We start from the raw sequence: 13139 nt of genomic DNA on the forward strand, positions 1-13139 counted from the left end.
TTCCCGTGCGCGGGTTCGATGCGGCTACCTGCTTGCCGACTTCGCTTAACGCGCAGGCCATCAAGGCCTTACGCTTCCGCCTGTCTTGATCTGAACCCACGCACATGTGAAGGCGGAAGCCGAATATGGACAGCGCAGAGTACGAGCGCAAGATCGCCGCCCGATTCGCTACTTTCGACCAGGACGGCAACGGCTATATCGACCGCGAGGACTTCAGCGCGGCCGCGAAGGCCGTACTGGCCGAATTCGGTACCACAGCACGCTCGGACAAGGGCCAGGCCGTCTTCAACGGCGCCGAGGCCTTCTGGCAGGGCATGGCCGGGATCGCGGACGTCGACGGCGACCAGCGGGTGACCCGCGAGGAGTTCATCACCGGAGCGGCCAAACGACTGCGCGACAGCCCGCTCCGGTTCGCCGAGATCGCACGTCCCTTCCTCCACGCCGTGATCGCGGTCGCCGCCGACTCCGCCGACGAGCCCGGCGCCGGGACCACGCCGTCGGCCGCGGCGCGCGTGCTGCGGGTGCTGGGAACGGCCCCGGACCTGGCCACGACCGTGGCGGCGGCCCTGGACACCGACGGCGACGGCCGGATCTCCGAGGACGAGGTCCTCGCCGCCTTCGCGGGCTACTGCGGAGTGGCGGCCCCGGACGCCTGAGCGGCGACCGTCCTCGTGCGCGCGGGACGGGCGCCTTCGCGAGCGCGGGGCAGCCGGCCGCCCCGCGCACGAGCGGTCGGCCGGCCCGCACCGCGCGGGAGCGGATCGGCCGCGGCTACGCGTAGCGCTCGCGGAGCTTGTACTTCAGGACCTTGCGCAGGGCGTCGTTGCGGGGGAGGGAGTCCACCAGCTCCAGCTGCTCGGGGAGTTTGTGGGTGGCCAGGCCCTGGGCCCGCAGGTGGGCCGTGAGGTCGGGGAGGGTCAGCGGGTGGGCGCCGGGGGGCTGTTCGACGACCGCGCAGACGCGTTCGCCGCGCTCCGGGTCGGGGAGGCCGATGACGGCCACGTCCGCGATGCCCGGGAGCCGGTGGGTCAGGTCCTCGATCTCCTTCGCGGAGATGTTCTCGCCCTTGCGGATGATCACGTCCTTGGCGCGGCCGGTCAGGACGAGGTAGCCGTCGGGCGTGAGGTGGCCGAGGTCGCCGGTGACCAGGTAGCCGTCCGCGTCGAAGACCTCGGCGGACTGGTCGCGGTCCAGGTAGCCCTGGCAGACCGCCTCGCCGCGCAGCCGGACCTCGCCGTCGGTGCCGGCGGGCAGCGGGGTGCCGTCCGGGGCGGTGACGCGGATGGACATGCCCGCGGGCGGGCGGCCCTCGGTGGTGGCGAGGTTCTCGGGGGTGTCCAGCGGTGAGCCCATGGTGATCATGGGTACCTCGGTCATGCCGTAGCCGTGGGTCAGCTGGCAGCCCAGTTCGCGGACCACCGCGTGGTAGAGCTCCGGCGGTTTGGGCGCGCCGCCGCCCGCCAGGAGCCGCAGGGTGGGGATCAGCGGGACGCCGGGGGCCTTGCGCTGCTCGGTCAGGAACATCGAGTAGAAGGCGGTGGAGCCGCCCGCGACGGTGACCCGGTGGCGCCGGTATCCGGCCAGTGCGTCCGGCATCGCGAACTTCTCGAAGAGCACCGCGGGGAACCCGTACAGCAGCAGCATCACCGTGTAGTCGGGCCCCGCTATGTGCGCGAAGGGGAAGGCCATCGAGCCGATGTCGTCCGGGCCCAGGCGCAGGGCGTGGGCGAGGCAGGAGCCGCCCGCGATGAGGGAGCGGTCGGTGTGCAGGACGCCCTTGGGGTCGGAGGTGGTGCCGGAGGTCCAGTAGATCCACCGGACACCGGTGCCGTCGGTGGGCGCCGGGGGGAGTACGGCCGGGTCGCCGTCGGGCAGCCCGGACTCCTCGTACACCTCGAACACGCCCCGGGCGTCCAGACGTTCGGCCATCGCGGTGTGGTCGTACCCGCGCCACACGCCGGGGACGGCGAAGAACTCGGCCTTGGACTCGCGCAGCGCGAAGCCGACCTCGCGGTCCCGGTAGAAGGGGATGACGGGGGACTGTACGGCGCCGATCCGGGCCAGGGCGACGGACAGCAGGACCGTCTCGATCCGGGTGGGCAGCTGCCAGGCGACGACCGTGCCGGGGCGTACGCCCATCCCGTGCAGCCCGGCGGCGACGCGTTCGGCGCGGTCGCGCAGGGCGCCGAAGGTCAGGGTCCGGTCGTCCGCGGGGCGCTGGGCGGCCTCGACGAGGACGGGGGCGTCGGGGGTGAGGGCGGCCCGGCGGGTGATCAGCTCCCAGAGGGTGGGGGACTGCTCCAGCTCCCGCGCGGTGTCCGTCGCGGCCCGCCTCGCGATGGTGCTCGCCGTGTCGTTCGCCGTGGCGTTCGCGGTGTCGTGCGTCATTCCCGGCCTCCCCGGTACGGCTGCTCTGTCCGGTCATATCTGACCATCCGTCAGATACGACCGAGAGCGTAGGCCCACGCCGCTTGTCGGTCCAGGGGTGCCGAGGCTAGCTTGTTTCTGACGACCCATCAGATCTACGACCCAAGGCCAGCGAGGGGAACCGGACCATGGAACTGCCCCGGATCATCAGCGTCGACGACCACGTGATCGAGCCCCCGCACCTCTTCGACAGGTGGCTGCCCGCCAAGTACCGCGACCGCGGCCCCAAGCCGCTCACCGCGGGCATCGGAGAACTCGCCTACACCGGCGGCAAGTACGTGATCACCATGGACCCGGACGGGCCGCCCACCGACTGGTGGATCTACGAGGACCTCAAGTTCCCGTACAAGCGCAACATCGCCGCCGTCGGCTTCGACCGCGACGACATGACCCTCGAAGGCATCACGCGCGCCGAGATGCGGCGCGGCTGCTGGGACCCCAAGGCGCGTCTCCTCGACATGGACCTCAACCACGTCGAGGCCTCCCTGTGCTTTCCGACCTTCCCCCGCTTCTGCGGGCAGACCTTCGCCGAGGCCCACGACAAGGAAGTGGCCCTGGCCTGCGTCCGCGCCTACAACGACTGGATGGTGGAGGAATGGTGCGGCGACAGCGGCGGCCGGCTGATCCCGCTCTGCATCATCCCGCTGTGGGACATCGGCCTCGCCGTCGCCGAGATCCACCGCAACGCCGCCCGCGGGGTGCGCGCCGTCACCTTCTCCGAGATCCCCACCCACCTCGGGCTGCCGTCCATCCACTCCGGCTACTGGGACCCCTTCTTCGCCGCCTGCCAGGAGACCGGCACCGTCGTCAACATGCACATCGGGTCCAGCTCCCAGATGCCCGCGGCCTCCCCCGACGCGCCGCCCGCCGTCCAGGCCTCGCTCAGCTTCAACAACGCGATGGCCTCGATGATGGACTTCCTCTTCTCCGGGGTCCTCGTCAAGTTCCCCACCCTCAAACTCGCCTACAGCGAGGGTCAGATGGGCTGGATCCCCTACGCCCTGGAACGCGCCGACGACGTGTGGTGCGAGCACCGCGCCTGGGGCGGCGTCCGCGACCTGATCCCCGAGCCGCCCTCCACCTACTACTACCGGCAGATGTTCTGCTGCTTCTTCCGCGACAAGCACGGCATCGCCTCGCTCGACGTCGTCGGCCGCGACAACGCCACCTTCGAGACCGACTACCCGCACGTGGACTCGACCTTCCCGCACACCAAGGAGGTCGCCCTCGACCACGTCAAGGGGCTGGACGAGGAGACCGTGTACAAACTGATGCGCGGGAACGCCATCCGGATGCTGGGTCTCGACTTCGACCGCGACCGGCGCCCGGCGGGGCGGTAGCCGCGGTGGACCTCACCTACACCGAGGAGGAAGAGGAGTTCCGGGCCCGGCTGCGCACCTGGCTCGGCAAGGCTCTGCCCGAGCTGCCCCCCAAGCCCTCCCCGGACGACTGGCCGGGCCGCCGCGCCTACGACCTCGGCTGGCAGCGGCGGCTCTACGACGCCGGGTACGCCGGACTGCACTGGCCCGCCGACGCGGGCGGGCGCGGCGCCACCCCGACCCAGCACCTGATCTTCCTGGAGGAGACCGAGCGGGCCGGGGCGCCGTACGTCGGGGCCAACTTCGTCGGCCTGCTGCACGCCGGGCCCACCATCGCCGCCGAGGGCACCCCCGAGCAGCGGGCGCGCTGGCTGCCGCCCGTGCTGCGCGGGGACGAGGTGTGGTGCCAGGGGTTCAGCGAGCCGGGCGCCGGCTCGGACCTGGCCGCCCTGCGCACCAAGGCGGTGCGCGACGGGGACGAGTACGTGATCACCGGTTCGAAGATCTGGACCTCGCACGCGGAGGTCGCCGACTGGTGCGAGCTGCTCGTACGGACCGACCCGGTGAGCGCGAGCGTGCCCAAGCACCGCGGGATCTCCTGGCTGGCGATGCCGATGGACGCGCCCGGGGTGACGGTGCGGCCGCTGCGCACCCTCGCGGGATCGACCGAGTTCGCGGAGATGTTCCTGGACGAGGTACGGGTTCCCGTGGGCAACCGGGTCGGCGCCGAGAACGACGGCTGGCGCGTCACCATGGTCACCCTGTCCTTCGAGCGGGGCACCGCCTTCGTGGGCGAGGTCGTCGCCTGCCGCCGCACCCTGGCCGCGCTGGCCCGTACCGCGAAGGCCAACGGGCGCTGGGACGATCCGGTGCTGCGGCGCGGACTGGGGCGGCTGCACGGGGAGTTCGGCGCCCTGTGGCGGCTGACCCAGTGGAACGTGAGCGAGGCCGGCCGCTCCGGCGGGGTCCCCGGCACGGGCGGCTCCGTCTTCAAGCTGCGCTACTCGCACGCGCGCCAGGAGCTGTACGACCTGGCGGCCGAGGTGCTGGGAGCGGCGGGCGGGGCGCTGTCGCTGGACGAGGAGTGGACCCTGGACCGGCTGTCGTCCCTCTCGTACACGATCGCGGCCGGGACCTCGCAGATCCAGCGCAACATCGTCGCCGAGCGGATCCTCGGCCTTCCGAAGGGCCGGTGAGGGCGGTGGACTTCCAGCTGACCGAGGACCAGCGGGACCTGCGCGGCGGCGTACGGGCCCTGCTGGAGGGCCGGTACGGGCGCGCGGCGCTAAGGGCTTCCGTGGACCGGGGCGAAGGCGTGGACCGGGGCGTGGACCGGGGGCTGTGGCGGGAGCTGGGTGAGGCCGGGTTCTTCGCGCTGCGGCTGCCGGAGGAGGAGGGCGGGACCGGCCTCGGGCTCGCGGAGGCGGTGCTGGTCTTCGAGGAGGCCGGGCGGGTGCTGCTGCCGGGCCCGCTGGTGGCCACGCACCTGGCGGCCGGGGTGGTGCCGGGCGCGGCGCGGGGGACGGCGGTGGTGACGGCCTTCGACCTCGGGGGGCCGTTCGTCGCGCACCTGGGCGGGGCGGACGCGGTGCTGGGGATGGACGGGGTCCCGGAGGGGGTCCCGGTGCGCTCCGTGGATCCGCTGACCCCGCTGTACCGGGCCGCGGGGCCCGGCGCCGTCCCGGAGGCCCTGCGGGACGAGGGGGCGCTGCTGACGGCCGCGCTCCAGTTGGGCAGCGCGCTGCGGACCACCGAGCTGGCGGTGCGGTACGCGAAGGAGCGCGAGCAGTTCGGACAGCCGGTCGGGGCCTTCCAGGCGGTCAAGCACCTGTGCGCGGGGATGCTGGTCCGCGGCGAGGTGGCCCGTACGGCGGTCTACGCGGCGGCGGTGACGGGCGCGCCCGGTGAGATCGCGGGTGCCAAGCTGCTGGCCGACGAGGCCGCCGTACGCAATGCGCGGGACTGCCTTCAGGTGCACGGCGGGATGGGGTTCACCTGGGAGGCGGACGTGCACCTGCACCTGAAGCGGGCGTGGGTGCGGGCGGAGCAGTGGCGGACGGCCGCGCAGGCGGAGGAGGTGCTCGCGGCGGAGCTGCTCGCGGGTTCCGCCTGAGCGGGCCGTGCCCGAACGGTCCGCGCCGAACGGGCGGTGCCCGAGCGGGGCCGCGTCCCGCGCGCCGTTGGGGCGCGCGCTGTAACGGGTGGGACAACGCAGGACGCATGTCCGATTACGGAGAGTTGATATCGGTTTGTGTCCTTCGCCCGCCTCATTACGGACCGGAGTCGCCGGTCGGCTCCGGTACGCTCCGACGAATGCGAGCGGTTGAGCGGCGCGGGCGTCGCACAGTATGCAGCACGCCTACTCCTTCGCGCTGGAATATGCCCGAAGCGCTTGTTGTGGTGACTGTATGTCAACCATGCTGCTCCGCAAGGGGATCACGGTCCGTGATCCCGTACTGTCGCGAGGCGATGTGTCCGCCGGTTCGGGTGGTGTGAGCGGTGCAGGTGCTTCAGGTTCAGCTTGAGGTCGGGCCGGATCCCGCAGAGGTCGGCCGAGCGCGCAGGTGGGCCCGGTCCCGCCTGGCCGGATGCGGCATAGGGGATGACGAGCCGCTCGCGGAGACCCTGGTCCTGCTGATTTCCGAGCTGGTCACCAACGCCGTGGTGCACACCGGCTGTCCGGCCGTGCTGCGGATGCTCTTCGGCGGCCCCGGGGTCCGGGTGGAGGTGGCCGACGCGAGCGACCGGCCGCCCGCCCCCCGGCACGCCGAGGGGGGCGACACCAACGGGCGCGGCCTGGAGCTGGTGGACGGCCTCGCGGACCGCTGGGGCTGGCAGCGCGAGGGCGCGGGCAAGCGGATCTGGTGCGAGATCGACTGCATCGGCAAGGACGCGGACGACGTGCCCGAAAGATGTGCCCCGGCCCGGGAACCGCGCGTGTCCCTCTAAAGAGGTGTTGACGGACCGTCATGCATTGATCACCCTTGGGGGGAGCGATTCGTCGCGAGGGGACGCCAAGGGCTGACCTTGACGAGTGCGGGTCGCGGGGTGGCGGCTGCCGTGCGGCGCTCGGGGCGTGCACGAACGCGCGCCGCCACCCCCAAAAGAGCGCCCCGCGCCCCGGTCAGAGGACGGCCACCGGCGCGACCGGGGTGCCCACGCCGCCGACGAAGGGTTCCGGCATCGCGGAGAGCAGGAAGGAATACCTGTTTTCTTCTCCACAGGCTGTGGACAACTTTTCGAGATTCCAGTTCTGGCCCTGGTGCATGCCCATCTCGACCAGGTCCAGCGCGTGCACCGGCAGCCACAGGTTCTCGATCTCCGGCGGGAAGATCTCAAAGGTGAGGGTGTCGTTGGCGACGGCCGCGACGTCCCGGGCGTGGAACCAGGCGGGCGTACGGACGGACAGCCCGGGCGAGGGGTAGCCGTAGCCGTGCTTGTCGCCCGCCAGGTAGACCTGCATCTGCCCGGTGCGCACGAGCACGATGTCGCCGGGCCGGACGGTGACCCCGCCGAACTCCTCGGCCTCCGCGAGGTCTTCCGGGGTCACGGCGTGCCCGCCGGGCAGCCGGTCCAGGCCCTTGGTGCGGGCCACGTCCAGCAGGATCCCGCGCGAGACGATGTGGCCCGCCTTCTCGATGCCGCTGAACTGGGCGCGGGAGTGCGCGGTGATGCTGTCGGCGGGGCGGCCGTTGTAGATCTTCCCCGAGTGTGAGACGTGCGTCAGGGCGTCCCAGTGGGTGGCGCACTGCAGGCCCATCGTCACGGCGTCGTCGCTGCACGCGACCGTGCCGGGGCCGAACAGCTCCTGGTTGATCTGCACCATCGTGTGCAGCGGATTGACCCGGCCCGGGATCAGGCCCGCCTGGACGCCGTCCTCCTTGAGGGGGAGGGCGAGCGGGATCCGGCGGCCGGTGCGGATCTCGCCCGCTGCCGCGCGTACGACCTCGTCGGTGATCAGGTTCAGGGTGCCGATCTCGTCGGCGGCTCCCCAACGGCCCCAGTTGTTGACGCGCTTGGCGATGTCGTGGAACTCGGCGGGCAGGCCCATGGGTTCGCTCACTCCTTATGGACTGGGGCTTGTGCTGGTGCGTCCGGCTGCCCCTAGAATCTAACGGTCCGTCAGAAACAGCGGGAAGGGGCCGGGCATGGGGAACTTCGTGGCAGGCAAGGTCGTCGCCGTCACGGGCGCGGGCCGGGGCATCGGGCGGGCCGTCGCACTCGCGGCCGCCGCCGAAGGCGCCAAGGTCGTCGTCAACGACTACGGCGTCGGCATCGAGGGCGGCGAGCCCACCAGCGAGATAGCCGACGGCGTGGTGAAGGAGATCCTCGCGGCGGGCGGGGAGGCCGTCGCCGTCGCCGACGACATCTCGACCATGGCGGGCGGCCAGCGCGTCGTGGACACCGCGCTCGCCCGCTACGGCCGGATCGACGGCGTCGTGTGCGTCGCGGGCATCCTGCGCGAACGGATGCTCTTCAACATGTCCGAGGAGGAGTGGGACCCCGTCGTCGCCACCCACCTCAAGGGCACTTTCACCGTCTTCCGGGCCGCCTCGGCGGTCATGCGCAAACAGGGCTCCGGCACCCTCATCGGCTTCACCAGCGGCAACCACCAGGGCTCCGTGGCCCAGGCCAACTACAGCGCCGCCAAGGGCGGGATCATCTCGCTGGTGCGCTCCGCCGCCCTCGGCCTCAACCGGTACGGGGTCACCGCCAACGCCGTCGCGCCGGTCGCCCGGACCCGGATGTCGGCGAACGTACCGATGGAACTCAAGGAGATCGGCGAACCCGAGGACGTGGCGGCGCTGGTCACCTACCTGCTCAGCGACCGGGCCGTCGCCGTCGACGGAGAGAAGATCACCGGGCAGGTCTACACGGTCGCCGGACCCAAGATCGCCGTCTGGGCGCAGCCGCGCGAACTGCGCGCCGGGTACGCCGAGGGGCCCTGGACCCCCGAGAAGATCGCCGACTTCCTCCCGGGGACGGTCGGCACCGACCCCATGCCCCTGCTGGCGCAGCTGGCGGCCATGGCCAAGGCGGCGGCCGCCAAGGACCGCCCCAACGCATAGGAGTTCGCATGGACTTCGGCTTCGGGGCGGCGGACGAGGACCTACGGGCGAAGGCCCGCCAATGGCTCACCGGGCGCCTCGCGGGACCGTACGCCGAGGCGCGCGGCCTCGGCGGACCCGGCAGCGAACACGAGGGAGTGGACGGCCGGCGCGCCTGGGAACGCGAACTGGGCCGGGGCGGCTGGATCGGCCAGGGCTGGGAGGTGCCCGCGGGGGCCTACGGCCAGCAGCGGCTCTCCCTCACCGGCCAGGTGGTGTGGGCCGAGGAGTACGCGGCGCTGCGCGCGCCCGGCCGGGTCGGCCACATCGGCGAGAACCTCCTCGCGCCCACCCTCATCGCCTACGGGACCCAGGAGCAGCGGGACCGCTTCCTGCCCGGCATCGCGCGCGGCGAGGAGCTCTGGTGCCAGGGCTACAGCGAACCCGGCGCGGGCTCCGACCTCGCGGGCATCCGCACCACGGCCGTCCGCGACCCGGCGGACGGCCGCTACCGGGTCACCGGCCAGAAGATCTGGACCTCGCTGGCCCAGGACGCCGACTGGTGCTTCGTCCTGGCCCGCACCACCCCGGGCTCGCGGCGCCACCACGGGCTGTCCTTCCTCCTCGTACCGATGGACCAGCCGGGCCTGGTCGAGGTCCGCCCCATCCGGCAGATGTCGGGGACGGCGGAGTTCAACGAGGTCTTCTTCGACGGCGCCGTCGCCGCCGAGACCGTCGGCGCCGAAGGCGAGGGCTGGTCCGTCGCCATGGGCCTCCTCGCCCTGGAGCGCGGCGTCTCCACCCTGGTCCAGCAGATCGGCTTCGCCGCCGAACTGGAACGGGTCGTGGGCGCCTACGTCGCCTCCCCACAGGCCGCTGACCCGGTGCTGCGTGACCGGCTGGTGGGCCAGTGGGCGGAGCTGCGCACCATGCGGTGGAACGCGCTGCGGACCCTGGGCGCGGCCGGGGACCCGGGCGCGCCCAGCGTGGCGAAGCTGCTGTGGGGCGGCTGGCACCGGCGGCTCGGTGAGCTGGCGGTGGCGGTCCGGGGCGCGGCGGCCACGGCCGGGCCGGGCGCGTGGGCGCCCGGGATCCCGTACGAGCTGGGCCTCGACGAGGAGCAGCGGCTGTTCCTGTTCACCCGCGCCGACACGATCTACGGCGGTTCGGACGAGATCCAGCGCAACATCATCGCCGAGCGCGTGCTCGGCCTGCCTAAGGAGTCCAGGTGAGAGGCGTCGTTTTCGACGGCAAGCAGGCCCAGGTGGTCGACGACCTGGAGATACGCGATCCCGGGCCGGGGGAGGTGCTCGTCGCGATCGCGGCGGCCGGGCTGTGCCACAGCGACCTGTCGGTGATCGACGGGACGATCCCGTTCCCGCCGCCGGTGGTCCTGGGACACGAGGGCGCGGGCGTGGTGGAGGCGGTGGGCGCCGGGGTCACGCACGTCGTGCCCGGTGACCACGTCTCGCTCTCCACCCTCGCGAACTGCGGGGCGTGCGCGGACTGCGACCGGGGGCGGCCGACGATGTGCCGCAAGGCGATCGGGATGCCGGGCCGGCCGTTCTCGCGGGGCGGTGAGCCGCTGTACCAGTTCGCGTCCAACTCGGCGTTCGCGGAACGGACGATCGTCAGGGCCGTCCAGGCCGTGAAGATCCCGAAGGACATCCCCTTCGCCTCGGCCGCGCTGATCGGCTGCGGGGTCCTGACGGGCGTGGGGGCCGTCCTGAACCGGGCCACGGTGGACCGGGGCGAGTCGGTGGTCGTCATCGGCACGGGAGGCATCGGCCTGAACGTCCTCCAGGGCGCCCGGATCGCGGGCGCCACCACGATCGTGGCGGTCGACGCGAACCCGGCGAAGGAATCGGTGGCCCGGCAGTTCGGGGCCACGCACTTCATCGACGCGTCGGCGGTGGCGGACTCCTCGGCGGCGGTCCGCGAGATCCTCCCGACGGGCGCGGACCACGCCTTCGAGTGCGTGGGCAACGTGAAGCTGATCCGCCAGGCGATCGACCTCCTGGACCGGCACGGGCAGGCGATCCTGCTGGGCGTGCCGGGGTTCAAGGAGGAGGCGTCGTTCCTGGTGTCGTCCATGTACCTCGACAAGACGGTCATGGGCTGCCGCTACGGTTCGTCCCGGCCCCAGCGGGACATCGCGCTGTACGCGGAGCTGTACCGGCAGGGGAAGCTGCTGCTGGACGAGCTGGTCACCAGGACGTACCCGGTCGAGGACTTCGCGAAGGCGGCGGACGACGCCCACCACGGGCGGGTGGCGCGGGGGGTGCTGACGTTCTGACCTTCGGGTCGCCGGGCCTCGGGGGTTCCTGATCCGCCGGCCGGACGGCCGGGTGGGGGTTCGTCCCCCGCCCGGCCGTCAGTCGCCGAGGCGGCCGAACTTCCCCTTGTGGAAGAGGAGCGGGCCGTCCTCGCCCGCCGCGCCCATCGCCTCGACGCGGCCGACGACGATCAGGTGGTCGCCGCCCGTGTGCACGGCGTGGATGCGGCAGTCGATCCACGCCGGTACGGCGTCCAGCTGCGGCGATCCGGTGATGGGGGCCGGGGTGTGGCCGACCCCCGCGAACTTGTCGGCGCCGCTGACGGCGAAGGCCCGGCACAGGAGCCCCTGTTCGGCGCCCAGGATGTTGACGCAGAACACCCCGGCGCGGGCGATCCGGGGCCAGGTGGTCGACGTACGGGCCACCATGAACGTCACGAGCGGCGGGTCCAGGGACAGCGAGGCGAAGGACTGGCAGGCGAAGCCGGCCGGTGCGTCCTCGCCCTCGGCGGCGGGGGCGGTGATGATCGTGACCCCGCTCGCGAAGTTCCCCATGACGGACCGGAACTCGGCCGGGTCGATGGGTGCGCGCTCGTCGTCGCCGACGGCCCGCAGTTCGGGACGCGGGTGCGCGTCGACCGTTTCGGCGGCGGCCGTGGCCGTGGCGGCGGCTGCGCTGGCGGATCCGGGCTGACCGGTGGACCTGAGGTATCGGACGACGGTGGCCGCCATCCCTGCGTGTCCCATCACGGAACCGATTCAACCTGACGGTATGTCAGATGGGAAGGGGCGCGGGGCGGCGGCGGACGGGGGGTGTAGGGTCCGGGTCGATTGAACGCGTTCAATTGGGGAGCGGGGGGCTCGGAGTGAGGGAAGAGGCGGCGGGCGGTGGTCCGGGCGGCGGCTCGGGCGGTGACTCGGACCCTGGCGCGGGCGCTGGTCCGGGTGGGGCGCCGGACGAGGGCGCGGCGCGGTGGGCGGCCCACTGGGCGGCGTACCACGCGGCGTCCTCGGCCGCGATCGGGGCGGCCGCCGCGACTGCGGCGAAGGCGCGGCGCGTGGAGCAGTTGGCACTGGGCGGGGGCTCGGTGGCGGGCGTGCAGTTCCTGCTCCTGGGGCTCTGGTACCTCGTCACCGACAGCACCCGGGACAGCTACGAATCCGGAGTCGGCGGTGCGTCCGGGGCTGTCTTCCTCTGCTGCTGCGGCCCGTTCGTCCTGATGGGCCTGGGGGTGCTGCACGGTGGGCTGTTCAGCCTGCTGGTGGGGTCCCTGGCCCGGCGGGCCGCGCGCCGGACGCCGCTGGGGGGCGCGTGGTGGGCGGCGGCGTGCGGGCTCGCGGTGTCGGCCGCCTACGCCTGGCCCGTCGCCCTGGCCATGGGCATCCCCTACCTCCAGGCCTGCGCCTGGGTCGTCGCCTGCGGCGCGCCCCCGCTGGCGGTCGCGGGGCTGGCGGTCCTGCGGGACCTGTCGGGGGTCCGGGTCATGCGGCACACGGGCTGGGCCCTGGGCTTCGGACTGCTGGCGGTCTTCGGGGGCGGGATCATCGCAGCGAAGGCCGGTCTGCTGAACACGTACCAGCCGCCCAGGATGGAACGCGCGGAGTACGTCGCCCAGTGGTCCGGCGTCGAGGGGGTGCGCCTGGAGCTGCGCGCGGACGGAGTCGCGGTGGCGCGGCGGCTGCCAGAGGCACGGACCTGGGTGGACGCCGAGGTCGGGTACTGCTCGGGCACGGGTACGTGGGAATTCCGGCGGAAGGGCTCCTCGGGCCACAAGGGGGGCGCCTTCCTGCGCGACGGCGTCGAACTGACCCTTCCCACGTGCGGCGGCACCTACGACTGGTGGGTGGCGGGCACCCATGCCCGTCCCGAGCTGTTCGCCGTAGCGGGCGAACCGGACGGCGGAGACGTCCGCATCCTGCGGCGGGGATGAGGCGGGGCGGGGCTGCGCCGCGAAGCCAAAGGCCTCGCGGCGAAGCCGCAACCCGGCCTCCGCAGCCGGGCTTGGCGGGGCCGGGCATTCGGGGCTTGAGGGGCCGGGTGGGTGAAACGTGTCGGGGGGGGGGGGGGGA

Annotated in this window: 12 protein-coding genes; 9 read left to right on the forward strand and 3 right to left on the reverse strand. The window is 72.7% G+C overall.

Annotated features, from left to right (window positions below; genetic code table 11):
- The first annotated feature begins 125 nt into the window (after nucleotides 1–125).
- Nucleotides 126–656: an EF-hand domain-containing protein gene (locus tag QMF80_RS33460; RefSeq protein ID WP_283460298.1), complete on the forward strand. Its 531-nt coding sequence runs from the start codon at nucleotides 126–128 to the stop codon at nucleotides 654–656.
- A 115-nt stretch (nucleotides 657–771) separates the two neighbouring features.
- On the opposite strand, the gene QMF80_RS33465 is transcribed toward QMF80_RS33460, so the two are convergent.
- On the reverse strand, nucleotides 772–2388 hold the full coding sequence (locus QMF80_RS33465) for an AMP-binding protein (protein ID WP_283460299.1): 1617 nt from the start codon (nucleotides 2386–2388) through the stop codon (nucleotides 772–774).
- 167 nt (nucleotides 2389–2555) lie between these two features.
- On the opposite strand from QMF80_RS33465, the gene QMF80_RS33470 reads away from it, so the two are divergent.
- The 4 genes from QMF80_RS33470 to QMF80_RS33485 all read left to right on the forward strand — a co-directional run bounded on the left by QMF80_RS33470 (nucleotide 2556) and on the right by QMF80_RS33485 (nucleotide 6695).
- The gene (locus QMF80_RS33470; RefSeq protein WP_283460300.1) at nucleotides 2556–3767 is read left to right on the forward strand and encodes an amidohydrolase family protein; all 1212 of its coding nucleotides are present in this window, start codon (nucleotides 2556–2558) and stop codon (nucleotides 3765–3767) included.
- Nucleotides 3768–3772: 5 nt separating this feature from the next.
- Nucleotides 3773–4942 (forward strand): acyl-CoA dehydrogenase, encoded by a 1170-nt coding sequence (locus QMF80_RS33475; RefSeq protein ID WP_283460301.1) that lies wholly within the window; start codon nucleotides 3773–3775, stop codon nucleotides 4940–4942.
- Between the two features lie 5 nt (nucleotides 4943–4947).
- Complete coding sequence (locus QMF80_RS33480) at nucleotides 4948–5859, forward strand: acyl-CoA dehydrogenase family protein (protein WP_283460303.1); 912 nt, start codon at nucleotides 4948–4950, stop codon at nucleotides 5857–5859.
- 386 nt (nucleotides 5860–6245) lie between these two features.
- Entirely contained in the window at nucleotides 6246–6695 is a 450-nt protein-coding gene (locus QMF80_RS33485; RefSeq protein ID WP_283460305.1) for an ATP-binding protein, read from the forward strand.
- Between the two features lie 175 nt (nucleotides 6696–6870).
- Here the strand turns inward: QMF80_RS33485 and QMF80_RS33490 are convergent, their stop codons facing one another.
- Nucleotides 6871–7797 (reverse strand): cyclase family protein, encoded by a 927-nt coding sequence (locus QMF80_RS33490; RefSeq protein ID WP_283460307.1) that lies wholly within the window; start codon nucleotides 7795–7797, stop codon nucleotides 6871–6873.
- 97 nt (nucleotides 7798–7894) lie between these two features.
- Here QMF80_RS33490 and QMF80_RS33495 point away from each other — a divergent pair, with 97 nt between their 5' ends.
- The 3 genes from QMF80_RS33495 to QMF80_RS33505 are packed head-to-tail and all read left to right on the forward strand — an operon-like array spanning nucleotide 7895 to nucleotide 11090.
- Nucleotides 7895–8815 (forward strand): SDR family oxidoreductase, encoded by a 921-nt coding sequence (locus QMF80_RS33495; RefSeq protein WP_283460309.1) that lies wholly within the window; start codon nucleotides 7895–7897, stop codon nucleotides 8813–8815.
- 8 nt (nucleotides 8816–8823) lie between these two features.
- Nucleotides 8824–10026, forward strand: coding sequence for an acyl-CoA dehydrogenase family protein (locus QMF80_RS33500; RefSeq protein WP_283460311.1), 1203 nt, complete (start codon nucleotides 8824–8826; stop codon nucleotides 10024–10026).
- Nucleotides 10023–11090, forward strand: coding sequence for a Zn-dependent alcohol dehydrogenase (locus tag QMF80_RS33505; protein WP_283460313.1), 1068 nt, complete (start codon nucleotides 10023–10025; stop codon nucleotides 11088–11090). Before QMF80_RS33500 ends, QMF80_RS33505 begins: the two co-directional genes overlap by 4 nt.
- A 78-nt stretch (nucleotides 11091–11168) precedes the next feature.
- Here QMF80_RS33505 and QMF80_RS33510 read toward each other — a convergent pair whose 3' ends face one another.
- Nucleotides 11169–11816, reverse strand: a complete 648-nt coding sequence (locus tag QMF80_RS33510) for a flavin reductase family protein (protein ID WP_283460325.1) — start codon at nucleotides 11814–11816, stop codon at nucleotides 11169–11171.
- A 119-nt stretch (nucleotides 11817–11935) separates the two neighbouring features.
- Here QMF80_RS33510 and QMF80_RS33515 point away from each other — a divergent pair, with 119 nt between their 5' ends.
- On the forward strand, nucleotides 11936–13000 hold the full coding sequence (locus QMF80_RS33515; RefSeq protein WP_283460315.1) for an MFS transporter: 1065 nt from the start codon (nucleotides 11936–11938) through the stop codon (nucleotides 12998–13000).
- The last annotated feature ends 139 nt before the right edge of the window (nucleotides 13001–13139 follow it).

The sequence above is a fragment of the Streptomyces sp. G-G2 genome (assembly GCF_030063135.1).
Taxonomy (GTDB): domain Bacteria; phylum Actinomycetota; class Actinomycetes; order Streptomycetales; family Streptomycetaceae; genus Streptomyces.